Genomic DNA, 12,618 nt, shown 5'->3' with positions numbered 1-12,618 from the left:
AGGGCTGTTTCGAAGCCGAGGCGTGGTGGCAGGCGGTGGATCTCGCGATTGTCGCAGGTCCGCCGCCCGCCACGCGGCCCGCTCCCGGGCCGCTTCGCTCGTCGCTCGTGCGGGTTCCCCGATTTGGTCGCAAGATCGATAAGGAGAACCCGCACAACACGTTTCGGAGGAGCCAGTGCCCAAGGTCAGTGACGACCACCTCGCCGCCCGGCGCAGCCAGATTCTCGACGGAGCCCGCCGCTGCTTCGCCGAGTTCGGCTACGAGGGCGCCACCGTGCGTCGACTGGAGGAAGCGACCGGTTTGTCGCGGGGCGCGATCTTCCACCACTTCCGCGACAAGGACGCCCTGTTCCTGGCCCTGGCCCAGGAGGACGCGGGCCGTATGGCCGAGGTCGCGGCCACCCAGGGTCTGATCCAGGTCATGCGCGATATGCTGGCCCGCCCAGAGGATTTCGACTGGCTGGGCACCCGCCTGGAGATCGCTCGCCGCCTGCGCAACGACCCCGAATTCCGGGCCAACTGGGAAGAACGCTCCGAAGAGCTCACCGCCGCCACCGTCGCCCGCCTCGAACGCCGCAAGGCCGCCGGCGCCCTGCGCGACGACGTCCCCACCGAAGTCCTCCTCGGCTACCTCGACCTGGTCCTCGACGGCCTCATCGCCCGCATCGCCTCCGGCCACGCCAACGACAACCTCGAAGCCGTCCTCGACCTCGTGGAAGCCTCGGTGCGCCGCAAGCAGTGACAACCCGTAGGTCGCCGGGCGCTGAGATCATCCCCCGGTGAGTTACGCGGCGACCTTGCGTGGCGGATTGGGCAGGCCCAGTGCTTCATTCAGGCGATAGGCGCCACCGCGGCCGTGGAAAACGGCCATCACGAACGCTCCGGCACCAATGCCGAGGACGTCGGGCCAGGGGTGTGCGGGCAGCTCCGCCGCATGGATCAGCAGGCCGGTGAGGATGAGTCCGAGCCAGCCGGCGAGGGCGTTCCGCAGGGGCGAGTTGCCCAGGACGTTCGGGAACTCTTCGCCGACAAGACCTTTGATGAAGTGCGGGAGGGCATTCGCGCCCATGACTCCGGCAAGAACGGACAGCAGCACCGTGTACCACATGGGGCACCCCTTTGGTTTCAGTCAACAACGGTAGACCGAAACTACGCCTGCGGGGAGAATCGAGTCAACATCCGTAGACTGAACATATGGATCCCGCCACCACTCGCGCACAGCAACGTCGGAATACCGAGGCCCGGATCCTGGCCGCCGCGGGGCGGCTGTTCGCCGAATCGGGCTACGACCGCACCACTATTCGCGCCGTGGCAGCCGAGGCGGACACCGATCCCGCGCTCGTGATGCGGTACTTCGGGTCGAAGGAGAATCTGTTCGCGCAGGTCGCGGTGGTGGGGAACGTGGAAGCGATCACGGGGACGCCCGAGCAGGCCGCCGAACTGCTGCTGAAGGCACTCGCGGCCAAGCTCACCGAGGAACCGGTGAACGCGCTGGCGGCGATTCGGTCCATGCTCACCCACCCGGACGCTACCGGCGAGGTGCGCGCGGCCATGGTCGCGCAACAGCGCCAGGCCGCCGGGCACCTCGCCGAGGACGAGGCCGAGTTGCGCGCCGGGCTGCTCGGCGCGCTCACCATCGGCGTGGTGATCGGGCGCCATCTACTGCACCTGGACGGACTGAGCGACGCACCGCCGGAACGGATCACCGCGCTGCTGCGCGCCGCGTTCCACGACATCGCCCACGGCCGCTCCCAGCCCGATCCGCTCGCCTGACAGTCACTCGCGGGGCGCGTCCCGCATCGCGGGCTGAGCACCGGTCATGCGCAACGCGATTGAAACGATTCCCGGAGGGCGCGGCCCTCGGCCCGCGCCGGCGCCCGGGTCAGCCCTCGCGTTCGAGTTCGGTCAGCAGGCGCCGGGTGATGCGATCGAGGGACGCGCGCTCCTGGTCGGAAAGCACGGAGAGGATCCGGGTTTCGTTCTCGAAATGCTCGGTGACGACGATGTCGATGAGGTGCAGGCCACGATCGGTGAGCGCGACCTTGATCGCGCGCCGGTCGCCCGGGTCGGCGATCCGCCGGACCAGTCCCGCCCTCTCGAGCCGGTCCAGGCGGCCGGTCATGCCGGCTCGCGACATCATGAGAGTGTCGGCGAGGCCGGAGGGGTTGAGCTCGTAGGGCTCGCCCGAACGCCGCAGTGTCGCAAGCACATCGAACTCGCCGCGCTGCAATCCGTGTGCCGTGAACACGGATTCGATCCGCTCGGTCGCCACCACGGTGAGCCGGCCCAGCCGTCCGATGATGGCCATGGCCGCGCCGTCCAGGTCCGGCCGCTCCCGCCGCCACTGCTCCTGGATCACGTCCACGGCGTCGGTCTTCTTCTCACCCATGGACAACACTCTATTCGATGGCATATAGTTCGGTAGCGAATTATCTCCCACCGAATCACATGGAGTTCGACATGACCACCGCTTCCCGCCCCGCCGCCATCCGCCAGCCGCAGGACGCCGAGATCATCGGCGGCGAGCCCGTCTCGGTGCGGCTGCTCATCGACTCCAATGAGGCGGGCGGGTCGGTGAGCACCGTCGAGGTCACCATGACCCGCGGCGCCGATGGCGCCATGCCGCACTACCACACCCTGTCCGACGAGCTGTTCTACGTGGCCGACGGCGAGCTCCAGGTCCTGGCCGGGGACAAGATCGTCACCGTTGGCGCGGGCGGCGCGATCGTCGTCCCCAAGTTCATGCCGCACGCCTTCGGTGCGGCCCCCGACAGCCCGGCCCGCATCCTCATCGCCCTCATGCCCGGCGTCGAACGCCACGGCTACTTCCGTTTCCTCGAGCGACTCGCCCATGGCGAGGCCACCCCGGCCGATATCGAAGCCGCCCAGCAGGAATACGACAACCACTTCATCGACGCACCGCAGTGGTGGGCCGAGCGCAACGCCAACCGCGCTTGATCCCGCGCTCATCCTCCCTGACCCACGACACCGTGAAACCCGCACTGCCGCAAAGAAATCCGCCGAACCGAGTCAATGGTCTCGCGATTCCCACGGCGGGCCGTGCGGCGCATCGGCTATACCGGTCGGTTCCCGTTGCACCGCCACGATCCCGAGCGCGCAATCCAGGGCACGATGACCGATCCACCGGTCACGCACCGGCACCGAGAGTGGCACGGCAACACGCCGCTATACGCGAGAACGCCGTCCTGACTCTCCAGTAGCCCGGTGGTCGCCGGCGAGGGGTGTGCCACAGACCACCGAAAACGCGGAATGATCATTGCCGCGAGCCGGGTTGGTACGTTCATGGCATTCTCTGTCCCCATCACCGTCCGCGGGTACGAGCTCGATATCAACGGGCACCTGAATCAGGCTGTCTATCTGCAGTACGCCGAGCACGCGCGCTGGGAGCTGCTGCGAGCGGGCGGACTGCCGGGCGAGAAGATGGTGGCCGCGGGAATCGGGCCGGTGGTGCTGGAACAGACGGTCAAGTACCTGCGCGAATTGCATCTGGGCGACGAGGTCGCGGTGAGCTGCGAATTCGAATGGACCGGCGGCAAGATCTTCCGGATGCGCCAGCAGATTGTGAAACTCGACGGCACGGTGTCGGCGGAGATCGATGTCGTCTCCGGCATTCTCGATCTCGCCGCCCGCAAACTGGTTGCGGATCCCGGTGCGGCCCTGCGGGCGGTGGCCGACTCGCCGGACATCCTCGGTCTCTGATCGGACGCCGACCACACCGGCCGGTCCGGGTTTTTCTGCGAAAATCTTTCGGCGGGAGCGATTTCCGAAAACCGGCCGGAGTTTGCCGGAGTAGCTGAAATCTTTCGTTGCGGACCGAATTCGGTGCCCAGCGGGATATGATTCAGATCACGCTCGGCCCCGCAGCAAATCCCGAGCAGATCGGAGTTCAGCATGACCGGCGCCCTGCACCGAACGGGATCGGCGATCCTTGCCAGCACCTCGCCGTCGCTACCCGGCTACCTTGTCGCAGCCACCGAGCGAAGTATCAGCGTGCGTGTCGGCGACGGCACCACCTGGACCTTCCATCGGACCGATGTCCTCGACATCACCCGGTGGGATGCTGCGACAGCGCAGGGCAGCTGTGAGGGCCGCCCGGTGCTGGTGCGCGTACGGTCCGGCGCCACTGCCGATTTCACGCGGCGCCGTCGTGTCGAGGTCACCGATCGTCCCCTCACCCTGTCGCCGGACCACAGTCCTGCGCGCGGCGACGACGAACTGCGCGCGCTCACCGAAATCTGGGCCCGCGGACTGGATCTCACCACTCGTCCCGGTGCCGGCGGGGCCACCATGACCTGCTGCCAGACCCGGTCGCACCTCGGCAGCGACGACGGCATCGCCTGCGACAGCCTGGACTGACGGAAGCGCGCATGGCCGCCCGCACCATGGGATCGGTGCTCATCGTCACCGAGGCCGAGGACCTCCACGGCGACGCCCTCGCCGCCACCCTGCGCAAACACCACGGGCACAACCCGATTCGCCTCGATATGCGCGACTTCCCGCGCGAGAACGGCACTTTCCGACTCGGCGGGGACGGCTCCTACCGCAGCCTGTCGCACATCTTCGGGCTGGACGATGTCACCTCGGTGTGGTGGCGCCGGCCCCACCCCTGCGCTGTACCGGCCGGTCTGTCCGAGGAGGACGATACCTACCGCCGCGCCGAATGCGACGGTTTCCTCCAGGGACTGCTGTGGTCGATCCCGGCCCTGTGGGTCAACGACCCCGGGGCCGACCGCACCGCGAGCCGCAAGGTCGTGCAACTGGAGACTGCCTACCGTGCCGGCTTCGCGGTCCCGGAGACCCTCGTCACCAATGATCCCGACGAAGCGCGCGCCTTCATCGAATCCCGGCCCGGGTCAGTGGTTTACAAGCGCACCGGCACCGGGCGCGGGGCGTTCACCGAGACCCGGCTGTTCACCCCGGCGGATTTCGACCGGCTGGCCACGATCCGCCACTCCCCCACCATCTTTCAGGACTACATCCAGGCCGAGAGCGATCTGCGCATCGTCTGGGTGGACGGCATCGAGTGGGTGGTGCGCATCGACTCGCAATCCGGTGTGGGACGGGTGGATTCGCGCCTGGACACGTCGGTGGCCTTCACCGCCGATCGCCTGCCCGCCTCGGTGAGCAAATCGCTCACCACGCTGATGGGCGCGCTGGGGCTGGCTTTCGGCGTGCTCGACCTGCGGGTGGGTCTCGACGGCGAGTTCTACTTCCTGGAGGTGAACCCCCAGGGGCAGTTCGCCTATCTCGAAATCAAGACCGGTCTGCCGATTTTCCAGAGCCTCGCAAACCTACTGGTTCTCGGCGACGGGACCGTGATCCCCTAGCGGCCGCACGCCATCGCGCTTCCTCGAACATCGCGGCGAATCGTCGAACATCGCACCGTATCGCCCGAATTCGCGGCTGGTCGTCCTGAATCGCAAGTCGTCGACCGGCTTTCGCCGGTCGAGAACCCGCAATCCACTCCCGGAAAAGGGAAAGACGCTACTTGCCGGCCTTGGCGGCCTTGCGGCGGTTCGCACCGCCCCGGCTGCGGAGTTGCACATGCGACTCCACGAGCACGTTGTGGATGAAGCCGTACGACCGCCCGGTCTCCCGGGCCAGGGACCGGATGCTGGCTCCGGCCTCGTACTGCTTCTTCAACTGGGATTGCAGGCGATCGCGGGATTTCCCGGTGACGCGCGTGCCTTTACCCAATAGGGCTTTACCCTGTGCGGGCCTGTCACTCATGGCTTCCTCCGAGTCGCCGTGGGCGCCTCATTCCAGGTTAGAGACTCGGATGCCTGTGATCAACGAAACGCTGTGATGTGAGTCACCGACTTTTGGCGACCACGCGTTTTTCCGTGTGGGAGGCGCATTCTCACGCCAGCTGGATCAGTTCCAGGTAGTCCTGCGACCAGTGATCCTCGGTGCCGTCGGGGAGCATGATGACCCGCTCGGGGTTGAGCGCCTCGGCCGCGCCCGGGTCGTGGGTCACCAGTACGACCGCGCCCGCGTAACTGCGCAGCGCGTCGAGCACCTGTTCACGCGAGACGGGGTCCAGGTTGTTCGTAGGTTCGTCCAGCAGAAGGACATTCGCGGCCGAGGAGACCAGACCGGCCAGTGCCAGACGGGTCTTCTCACCGCCGGACAGGGTGCCGGCGGGCTGCTCCAGTTGCGGGCCGGAGAACATGAACGCGCCGAGCAGACCGCGCAGATCCTGTTCGCCCGCATCGGGTGCGGCGTGGCGGATGTTCTCCCAGACCGTGGCCTGATCGTCCAGAGTGTCGTGCTCCTGGGCGAAATATCCGACTTTCAAGCCGCGTCCGGGCTCGATCTGCCCCGCGGTCAGGGTCTCCACCCCGGCCAGCAGCCGGAGCATGGTGGTCTTGCCCGCACCGTTGAGGCCGAGGATCACGACCCGGCTGCCCTTGTCGATGGCCAGGTTCACGCCGGTGAAGATCTCCAGCGACCCGTAGAGCTTGGTCAGGTTCGTGGCCATCAGTGGCGTCTTGCCGCAGGGGGCCGGCTCGGGGAACTTGATGCGCGCCACCTTGTCGGCCACCCGGATCTCGTCGGCCTCGGCCAGCATGCGCTCGGCGCGCTTGACCATCTGGTGTGCCGCAGCGGCTTTCGTGGCCTTCGCACCGAGCTTGGCGGCCTGCTGCTTGAGCGCGGACGCCTTCTTCTCGGCATTCGCGCGCTCGCGGACACGGCGCTGCTCGTCGGTGGCGCGGGCGTCGAGGTACTTCTTCCAGCCCATGTTGTAGATGTCGGCCTCGCCGCGCACGGCGTCGAGGAACCACACCTTGTTGACCACGTCGCCGAGCAGCTCGACATCGTGGGAGATGACAATGAGGCCGCCGTCGTGGTTCTGCAGGAAGCTGCGCAGCCAGGTGATGGAGTCGGCGTCGAGGTGGTTGGTGGGCTCGTCCAGCAACAGCGTGGTGTCGGACTTGCCGCCACTGCCGTCGGAGGCGCTGAACAGGATGCGCGCCAACTCGATTCGACGGCGCTGACCGCCGGAGAGGGTGCGCAGCTGCTGGTTCAGCACCCGGTCGGGCAGGCCCAGGCTGTGGCAGATGCGGGCGGCCTCGCTCTCGGCCACGTAGCCGCCGAGGGCGGAGAAGCGCTCCTCGAGCCGGCCGTACTTGCGGATGGCCTTCTCACGTTCGGCATCGTCGGCGACCTCGGCCATGAGCGCCTGCTGCTTCTCCATATCGCGCAGCAGGGCGTCGAGCCCGCGCGCCGACAGCACGCGATCCTTGGCGAGCACATCGAGGTTGCCCTCGCGCGGATCCTGGGGCAGATAGCCGATTTCGCCGGAACGGATGACCTTGCCCGCGTAGGGTTCACCCTCACCGGCGAGAATGCGCAGGGTGGTGGTCTTCCCGGCACCATTGCGCCCCACCAGTCCGATCCGATCCCCGGCCTGCACCCGCAGCGCCGACCCCGGCGCTGTCAGCAGGGTGCGGACTCCGGCCCGGACCTCCAGGTCGGTCGCGGTGATCACAAGCGTCTCCTCGGGTACAGCGGATGCCGGTAGTTAACTGAACGAGTGTGCGCCATCGCGGCACACAAGAACCACCGATTTTACCGGGGCCACCTCCCTGGGACCGAATCGAGCACATCCCTCGCTACCGCAGACCGGGAACCGGGTAACGGCGGTCACACTCCCGGAGCCCGTCGGCGCGCGGCGGGCAACCCCGGCGAGGGCCGCTCGCGAGGCACATCGCCGGTGGGACAGCGGGGGTGCGCGCCGCCGTAGCGAATAGGAACGACACGCATTCCAATCGACGATGAATTGGGTTGATGGCGGGTCGGATTACCGCTTCGGCACCTATACTTACCCGGTGCACATTCGGATTCGTCATGGGCCTGAGAGTACGGCCGTCGACTCTATTCGATTCCGCTCATATGAGTCTCTCGCGACTCGGAAATCGAACGTAGGCTTGCATTCACATTATTGAGTCTCGTAATCGAACTGGGCGGGTGATAATTTCCGCGCGGCGCGGCCGCCCGAATTCCACTCAGGTCGCTCGTCGTGGCGGCCGCCAGGGTGCTGGTGCTCGTCGGCGTCATCGTGGCGGGTATCGCCGTCCTGAACGCCGTGTTCGGCGGATCGTCCACGCCGTCCTCGACGTCGGGGCTCGCCGCCGAACAACGGTTCCTCCACTACGCCGCGGCCGCCAAGGTCATTTCTAACGACCCGAATTTCAAGACGGACGTGAATCTCCGGGCGGGTTCCGAATCGACCGCCGCCATTTACTCCCTGGCCGCCGGCGTCTGCACCGACCTGAACAATGGCGCGAACAAGGCCGACGATCTTTATCAGGAAGCGCTCGAAGAATCCACCACCTCCGGAATTCACCTCTCGCACGACGCCGCGGCGAAATTGGTCGGTCTGACAATAGAGGATGTCTGCCCGACACTCGGAAAATAGTCCGGACGCACCGCCCGGTTCTTGAATGCTGCGATCTCAGTAGCTGAAGCTGACGGCCGGATCGTCACCGATCCACTGCCACATCGGGATGGTGCCCTGGACTTCGGCATTGCCGGTGAGTGCAGCGGCGTCGAGTTGCTGGGCGTCGAAACAGATCGGGCACGCGTAATAGCGGCCGCCTGCCGCCTCTACCGCTTGCACAGCTCGGCCAGCGGCCGGCAGCCGTCACAGGTGACGCCGACCGCGGTATCGGACCATGAGGCGGAGGTAGGCGCGATCCGGCGACGTGCCATCGGGCGGTCGCCCGACGAAAACCGATCCCGGGCACCGGCAATTCTGGCTTACATGTTGACATTTCACGTTGATTTGTCACACACTCGCCAGGCTCAACGGTGATGAGGAGGGCTTCGGCGATGACCGATCACGCGCGGGCCGCGCTCGAGCTGTTGCGGGACAGCAGCCAGTTCAAGTGGTACGTGATTCCGCTGCTGCTGGTCGTCATCTACGTCTATGCGACCGAGGTCGAACGACGGAACTGGAATGTGCTGTTCGCGGGGCTGGCCCTGTGGGGCATGGACTGGTTCAACGAGATCTGGAACTCGCTGGTCTTCCACGCCACCGGGCGGGCGCCGGTGTGGGGCGCGACGGGGCCGACGGCGTATCAGATCCTCATCGGCCTCAATATCGAGATCTGTTTCATGTTCGCCATCATGGGTGTGGCCGCGGCGAAGATGCTGCCGCCCAAGGAGGTTCGCATCCTGGGCCTGCCCAACCGGCCGGTCCTCATCGCGGCGAACTCCGCGGCCGCGGTCGGCGTGGAGGTGCTGCTGAACAAGGCGGGTGTGCTGACCTGGGATTGGTCCTGGTGGCACGCGGGCTTCCCGTACCTCATCTGGCTGTTCGGATACGTGCCGTTCTTCGTCGCCTGCTTCTATGTCCACGACCTGAAGACGGTGCGGGCGAAAGCCATTGCCGTGGGCGCGATTCTGGGGATCGACGCCCTCGCTCTGATCGTCTTCGGCTCCCTCGGGTGGTTGTGATGCCCGAACCCGCAGTTCGGCGTGGTGTGCTCGCCGCGGCCGCCGGACTCGCGCTCGCGGTGGCGGCGCCCCCGCAGATCGCGTCCGCCGAACCACCTGCGTGCACGCTGCTCGGCACGGTCGGCACGCCCGAACTGGACGCGGACGAGACCACGGCCGGACTCGACGCCTTCCCGGCGGCCGCCGTCCCGCTACCGGATCGGGTCTTCCTGCGGACCACCGTGGAAACGTTCAACCGCCGCTGGTCCTTCGCCGTGCGCGACGGGTCCGTCTACGTGAAACAGGCGGCCGCGCAGGGCGGTTGGCGCACGCTGCCGCTGCCCGGGTGCATGGCGGGCCGGATCGCCGGCGTCTCGGCGGACGACGACGAACTCATGGCCATCGACGTCGACGGCCGCTTCTTCACCATGGACCACATCCTGAGCGCACCCGCGGACTGGAACTGGAGCAGCCGCTACGGCACACCGCTGTGGACCGGCCCCGGCAACACCCTGCCGCCGGGCACGATCGCCTGGACCTGGTCGGTGCTGTCGCCCAACGAGGATCGCCTCTGGCGCGACACCGCCGGCAATGACCACAATGTCGGCGGCGCGAAGGTGTCGCACGTCTTCGCGCTCACCGACGACGGCCACCGCATCCACTACGTGGACCCGTGGCTGCCGCTGGACCACAGCTACGAGATGCCCACACCCGACCAGGGCCGCTTCCGCGCGGTGGCGCTGTCCACCAGCGGATCGACCACGCTGGTCGTGGATCGGTTCGGCAATCTCTACACGCGGCTCTACGATTTCGACATCTCCGGCGCGGACAAGGTGTTCTTCCGCTACTCCTACGAGGATCAGCGGGGACGGCCCGCGGCGCCCGACATGCTCGGTGAGCGGATCGACGATCACTACGCGGCGATCCAGCTACCCGCGCCGGACTGGCTGCGGCAGCCCAGGATTCCCGGCCGGATCACCGATCGGGTTTCCGTGCACAAGACCGGAATCGGTTCCGACGCACGCGAATTGCGCGTCGAGGGCGTCGACGGCGGGCGCACCGGCTATTGGGTGAAGGAACTCACCGCCGACCATTGGGATTTCGTACCCACCGACCTTCCGCTGGCAGGCCGCCTGCTGGACAACACCGGCACCGACCCCTCGGCCGATGACACCGTGGCGGCATCGCCGTACACCTACGCGGGCCGGACCGCGTCGGGCGTCGCCGTGCGGATCGAGTCCTTCGATGTCGCGGTCTCCCCCACCCCGCTGCGCCTGGACTTCGCCGACGGCAGCCACCTCGACCTGACCCTGCACACCGTGGACGGACTCCGCCAGACGGTCCAGGCGTCCGGAATCACCGATCAGCCCAGAAGTTTCGACGGCACTATGGAGATCCCCGCGGACACCCTCGCGACACTCGCGGATCAGCCGGCGCCGGTCCGCGAGTTCCTCCAGACCGCGCTGGCAGCACGCCGTTTCACCGATACGCCGGTCCGCGTCACCACGAACGAGTTCAGTATCGAGCGTCTCGGCCTGACGCTATCCCGCACCCACTGATTCACCAAGGTGTGACGGTCGACTTGCCCGCGATGACGCTGCGGGTCACGGGTAGATCCAGAAAGGCATGTGGGAAGCCGTGATCGATGGCGGTCGCCTCCCTACAGCCGGGTCGGCTGGGCCGGATCGAGTTCGACGGTGAGCACCCGGAGTTGTCGGCCAGGGGGCAGGGCTGGAAACCGGCAGGGGTCGGTGGCCCGACTACCCCCGCGCCTCAGTGGTCGGGCAGCCAATTCCCGTGGAAGCCGTACGGGATGCGCCGGGGCAGGTGGATGGTGGCCACCGGTGCGGCCGCCAGGTCGGTGGCGTCGAGGATGACGAGGTCGCTGCGGTCCTCGGCGGAGTCGTAGACGTAGGACATGAGATAGCCTGCGCCGCCCGGGGTTTCGTCCGCGGGGGCGAAGGATGCCTCGGCGGGGAGGCGGCCGGGGCCGAAGGTGTGGACGGTGCTCGAGCCGGTGTGGAGGTCGTAGCGCAGCAGCGCGCCGGTGCCGCCGTCGGAGACCGAGACGTGCCCGTGGCGGGCGTTCCGGCCCGCGAGGCGGTCGTCGATGCGCGGGAATTCGGCGATGCGGTCGTCGAGCTGGTCCTCGCGGACCGCCCCGGTGGCGAGGTCGATGGTCCAGCGCCACAGGGTCGCGCCCTCGTCGAAGTCGCGGGAGTCGGTGCGCCACATGCTCCGATAACGCATGGCGTGCAGCACGATCCGGCCGTCTTCCTCGTGCGCGTTGAGGGTGTGGAAGACGTAGCAGGGTTCGATGGCGAACCAGCGCACCTCACCGTGCGGGTCGTCGCGGCGCAGTACGCCGAGGCGGGCCTGGTAGTCGTCGTTCCACCGGAACGGCATGCCGGTACCGGTCATGGCGGTCGGCAGGTCGAAAACCACCGGCAGATCCATGAATACGACGTGGTTCGCGGTGAGCGCGAAGTCGTGGTGCATGGTCGCGGCCGGGACCTCGATCTGGCGGCTGAGCTCGAGCGCGCCGGCCGCGTCGGCGCGGTGATAGGTCAGGTAGGGCTCGGAGAAGTCGTAGCCGAAGAAGTGCAGCTCCCCCGTGACCGGGCAGGTCTTCGGGTGCGCGGTCATGGCGGTGGTGAGCTTGCCGTCGAAATCGTGCGGTCCCAGAGTGTCCAGATCGCAGGTCAATTCGTAGGGAAACGAGGATTCGACGAGCGCGAACGTGCGTCCGGCGTGCCGGATGACGTGTGTATTCGCCACGCCCGCAGTGAAATCCCGCTGTCCCTGCTCGTCGATGCCCCGGGCGCCGTCGGTGAAGGTGCTGGTGCGCACCCACCGATTGCGATAGGACACCGCGCGCCCGCCTTCGATCCGCACACCGTGCACCATGCCGTCGCCGAGGAACCAGTGTTTGGAGGCCGCCGCGTGCGGGTTGGGCCCGTTGCGCAGGTACCAGCCGGTGAGTTCCTCGGGAATCGTTCCGGTGCAGGGTAGGTCGTGGGTGGTGAGCTCGTCGGCGACGGGCGCGTAGTTGCCGGTGAGGTGGGGAGGTGTGGTCATGTTCGATACCTGCCTGCCGGAGGAGCGGGCTCCTCGACGTCGCGACATTCCAATTCTGACATGTCCAAGATTGAGCCT

At 67.2% G+C, this 12,618-nt stretch carries 15 protein-coding genes; 9 read left to right on the top strand and 6 right to left on the bottom strand.

Translation table 11 applies throughout. From position 1 onward, the window contains the following. The first annotated feature begins 175 nt into the window (after positions 1 to 175). Positions 176 to 742: a helix-turn-helix domain-containing protein gene (locus ACFXHE_RS32325; protein WP_354845361.1), complete on the top strand. Its 567-nt coding sequence runs from the start codon at positions 176 to 178 to the stop codon at positions 740 to 742. 42 nt (positions 743 to 784) lie between these two features. Here ACFXHE_RS32325 and ACFXHE_RS32320 read toward each other — a convergent pair whose 3' ends face one another. Next, on the bottom strand, positions 785 to 1,108 hold the full coding sequence (locus ACFXHE_RS32320; protein ID WP_379388336.1) for a hypothetical protein: 324 nt from the start codon (positions 1,106 to 1,108) through the stop codon (positions 785 to 787). Between the two features lie 86 nt (positions 1,109 to 1,194). Here ACFXHE_RS32320 and ACFXHE_RS32315 point away from each other — a divergent pair, with 86 nt between their 5' ends. After that, a complete protein-coding gene (locus ACFXHE_RS32315; protein WP_379388335.1) occupies positions 1,195 to 1,773 on the top strand; it encodes a TetR family transcriptional regulator in 579 nt (192 codons plus the stop codon). Between the two features lie 109 nt (positions 1,774 to 1,882). Here the strand turns inward: ACFXHE_RS32315 and ACFXHE_RS32310 are convergent, their stop codons facing one another. Then, the gene (locus ACFXHE_RS32310) at positions 1,883 to 2,389 is read right to left on the bottom strand and encodes a MarR family winged helix-turn-helix transcriptional regulator (protein WP_379388334.1); all 507 of its coding nucleotides are present in this window, start codon (positions 2,387 to 2,389) and stop codon (positions 1,883 to 1,885) included. A gap of 71 nt (positions 2,390 to 2,460) precedes the next feature. Here ACFXHE_RS32310 and ACFXHE_RS32305 point away from each other — a divergent pair, with 71 nt between their 5' ends. From ACFXHE_RS32305 to ACFXHE_RS32290, 4 genes are all read left to right on the top strand, one after another. Next, positions 2,461 to 2,958 (top strand): cupin domain-containing protein, encoded by a 498-nt coding sequence (locus ACFXHE_RS32305; protein WP_379388332.1) that lies wholly within the window; start codon positions 2,461 to 2,463, stop codon positions 2,956 to 2,958. A gap of 345 nt (positions 2,959 to 3,303) precedes the next feature. Then, positions 3,304 to 3,720 (top strand): acyl-CoA thioesterase, encoded by a 417-nt coding sequence (locus ACFXHE_RS32300; RefSeq protein ID WP_364611778.1) that lies wholly within the window; start codon positions 3,304 to 3,306, stop codon positions 3,718 to 3,720. Between the two features lie 192 nt (positions 3,721 to 3,912). Beyond that, positions 3,913 to 4,377 (top strand): hypothetical protein, encoded by a 465-nt coding sequence (locus tag ACFXHE_RS32295; protein ID WP_379388330.1) that lies wholly within the window; start codon positions 3,913 to 3,915, stop codon positions 4,375 to 4,377. A gap of 11 nt (positions 4,378 to 4,388) precedes the next feature. Further along, positions 4,389 to 5,348 (top strand): hypothetical protein, encoded by a 960-nt coding sequence (locus ACFXHE_RS32290; RefSeq protein ID WP_379388328.1) that lies wholly within the window; start codon positions 4,389 to 4,391, stop codon positions 5,346 to 5,348. A gap of 157 nt (positions 5,349 to 5,505) precedes the next feature. On the opposite strand, the gene ACFXHE_RS32285 is transcribed toward ACFXHE_RS32290, so the two are convergent. Together ACFXHE_RS32285 and ACFXHE_RS32280 are read right to left on the bottom strand one after the other, a co-directional pair. Then, positions 5,506 to 5,751: a helix-turn-helix domain-containing protein gene (locus ACFXHE_RS32285; protein ID WP_379388327.1), complete on the bottom strand. Its 246-nt coding sequence runs from the start codon at positions 5,749 to 5,751 to the stop codon at positions 5,506 to 5,508. 130 nt (positions 5,752 to 5,881) lie between these two features. Next, positions 5,882 to 7,513 (bottom strand): ABC-F family ATP-binding cassette domain-containing protein, encoded by a 1,632-nt coding sequence (locus ACFXHE_RS32280; RefSeq protein WP_379388325.1) that lies wholly within the window; start codon positions 7,511 to 7,513, stop codon positions 5,882 to 5,884. Between the two features lie 531 nt (positions 7,514 to 8,044). On the opposite strand from ACFXHE_RS32280, the gene ACFXHE_RS32275 reads away from it, so the two are divergent. Further along, complete coding sequence (locus ACFXHE_RS32275; protein ID WP_379388324.1) at positions 8,045 to 8,443, top strand: hypothetical protein; 399 nt, start codon at positions 8,045 to 8,047, stop codon at positions 8,441 to 8,443. A gap of 36 nt (positions 8,444 to 8,479) precedes the next feature. Here the strand turns inward: ACFXHE_RS32275 and ACFXHE_RS32270 are convergent, their stop codons facing one another. Then, positions 8,480 to 8,644, bottom strand: a complete 165-nt coding sequence (locus ACFXHE_RS32270) for a hypothetical protein (RefSeq protein WP_379388323.1) — start codon at positions 8,642 to 8,644, stop codon at positions 8,480 to 8,482. A gap of 212 nt (positions 8,645 to 8,856) precedes the next feature. Between ACFXHE_RS32270 and ACFXHE_RS32265 the strand changes: the two genes are divergently transcribed. Further along, positions 8,857 to 9,483 (top strand): hypothetical protein, encoded by a 627-nt coding sequence (locus tag ACFXHE_RS32265; RefSeq protein ID WP_364611792.1) that lies wholly within the window; start codon positions 8,857 to 8,859, stop codon positions 9,481 to 9,483. Beyond that, positions 9,483 to 11,021: a hypothetical protein gene (locus tag ACFXHE_RS32260; RefSeq protein WP_379388321.1), complete on the top strand. Its 1,539-nt coding sequence runs from the start codon at positions 9,483 to 9,485 to the stop codon at positions 11,019 to 11,021. The genes ACFXHE_RS32265 and ACFXHE_RS32260 overlap by 1 nt, the downstream gene beginning before the upstream one ends. A gap of 214 nt (positions 11,022 to 11,235) precedes the next feature. On the opposite strand, the gene ACFXHE_RS32255 is transcribed toward ACFXHE_RS32260, so the two are convergent. Beyond that, a complete protein-coding gene (locus ACFXHE_RS32255) occupies positions 11,236 to 12,540 on the bottom strand; it encodes a carotenoid oxygenase family protein (protein WP_379388320.1) in 1,305 nt (434 codons plus the stop codon). Positions 12,541 to 12,618 lie beyond the last annotated feature (78 nt).

Origin of the sequence: Nocardia sp. NPDC059229, assembly GCF_042754165.1 — a bacterium.
GTDB lineage: Bacteria > Actinomycetota > Actinomycetes > Mycobacteriales > Mycobacteriaceae > Nocardia.
Note: the sequence above shows the minus strand (reverse complement) of the source record. Positions and strands in the feature narration are given on the sequence as shown.

Coding starts and splice junctions, on each gene's coding strand:
- ACFXHE_RS32320 (WP_379388336.1), bottom strand. CDS start 1,108: ATGTGGTACACGGTGCTGCTGTCCGTTCTTGCCGGAGTCATGGGCGCG.
- ACFXHE_RS32315 (WP_379388335.1), top strand. CDS start 1,195: ATGGATCCCGCCACCACTCGCGCACAGCAACGTCGGAATACCGAGGCC.
- ACFXHE_RS32310 (WP_379388334.1), bottom strand. CDS start 2,389: ATGGGTGAGAAGAAGACCGACGCCGTGGACGTGATCCAGGAGCAGTGG.
- ACFXHE_RS32305 (WP_379388332.1), top strand. CDS start 2,461: ATGACCACCGCTTCCCGCCCCGCCGCCATCCGCCAGCCGCAGGACGCC.
- ACFXHE_RS32300 (WP_364611778.1), top strand. CDS start 3,304: ATGGCATTCTCTGTCCCCATCACCGTCCGCGGGTACGAGCTCGATATC.
- ACFXHE_RS32295 (WP_379388330.1), top strand. CDS start 3,913: ATGACCGGCGCCCTGCACCGAACGGGATCGGCGATCCTTGCCAGCACC.
- ACFXHE_RS32290 (WP_379388328.1), top strand. CDS start 4,389: ATGGCCGCCCGCACCATGGGATCGGTGCTCATCGTCACCGAGGCCGAG.
- ACFXHE_RS32285 (WP_379388327.1), bottom strand. CDS start 5,751: ATGAGTGACAGGCCCGCACAGGGTAAAGCCCTATTGGGTAAAGGCACG.
- ACFXHE_RS32265 (WP_364611792.1), top strand. CDS start 8,857: ATGACCGATCACGCGCGGGCCGCGCTCGAGCTGTTGCGGGACAGCAGC.
- ACFXHE_RS32260 (WP_379388321.1), top strand. CDS start 9,483: ATGCCCGAACCCGCAGTTCGGCGTGGTGTGCTCGCCGCGGCCGCCGGA.
- ACFXHE_RS32255 (WP_379388320.1), bottom strand. CDS start 12,540: ATGACCACACCTCCCCACCTCACCGGCAACTACGCGCCCGTCGCCGAC.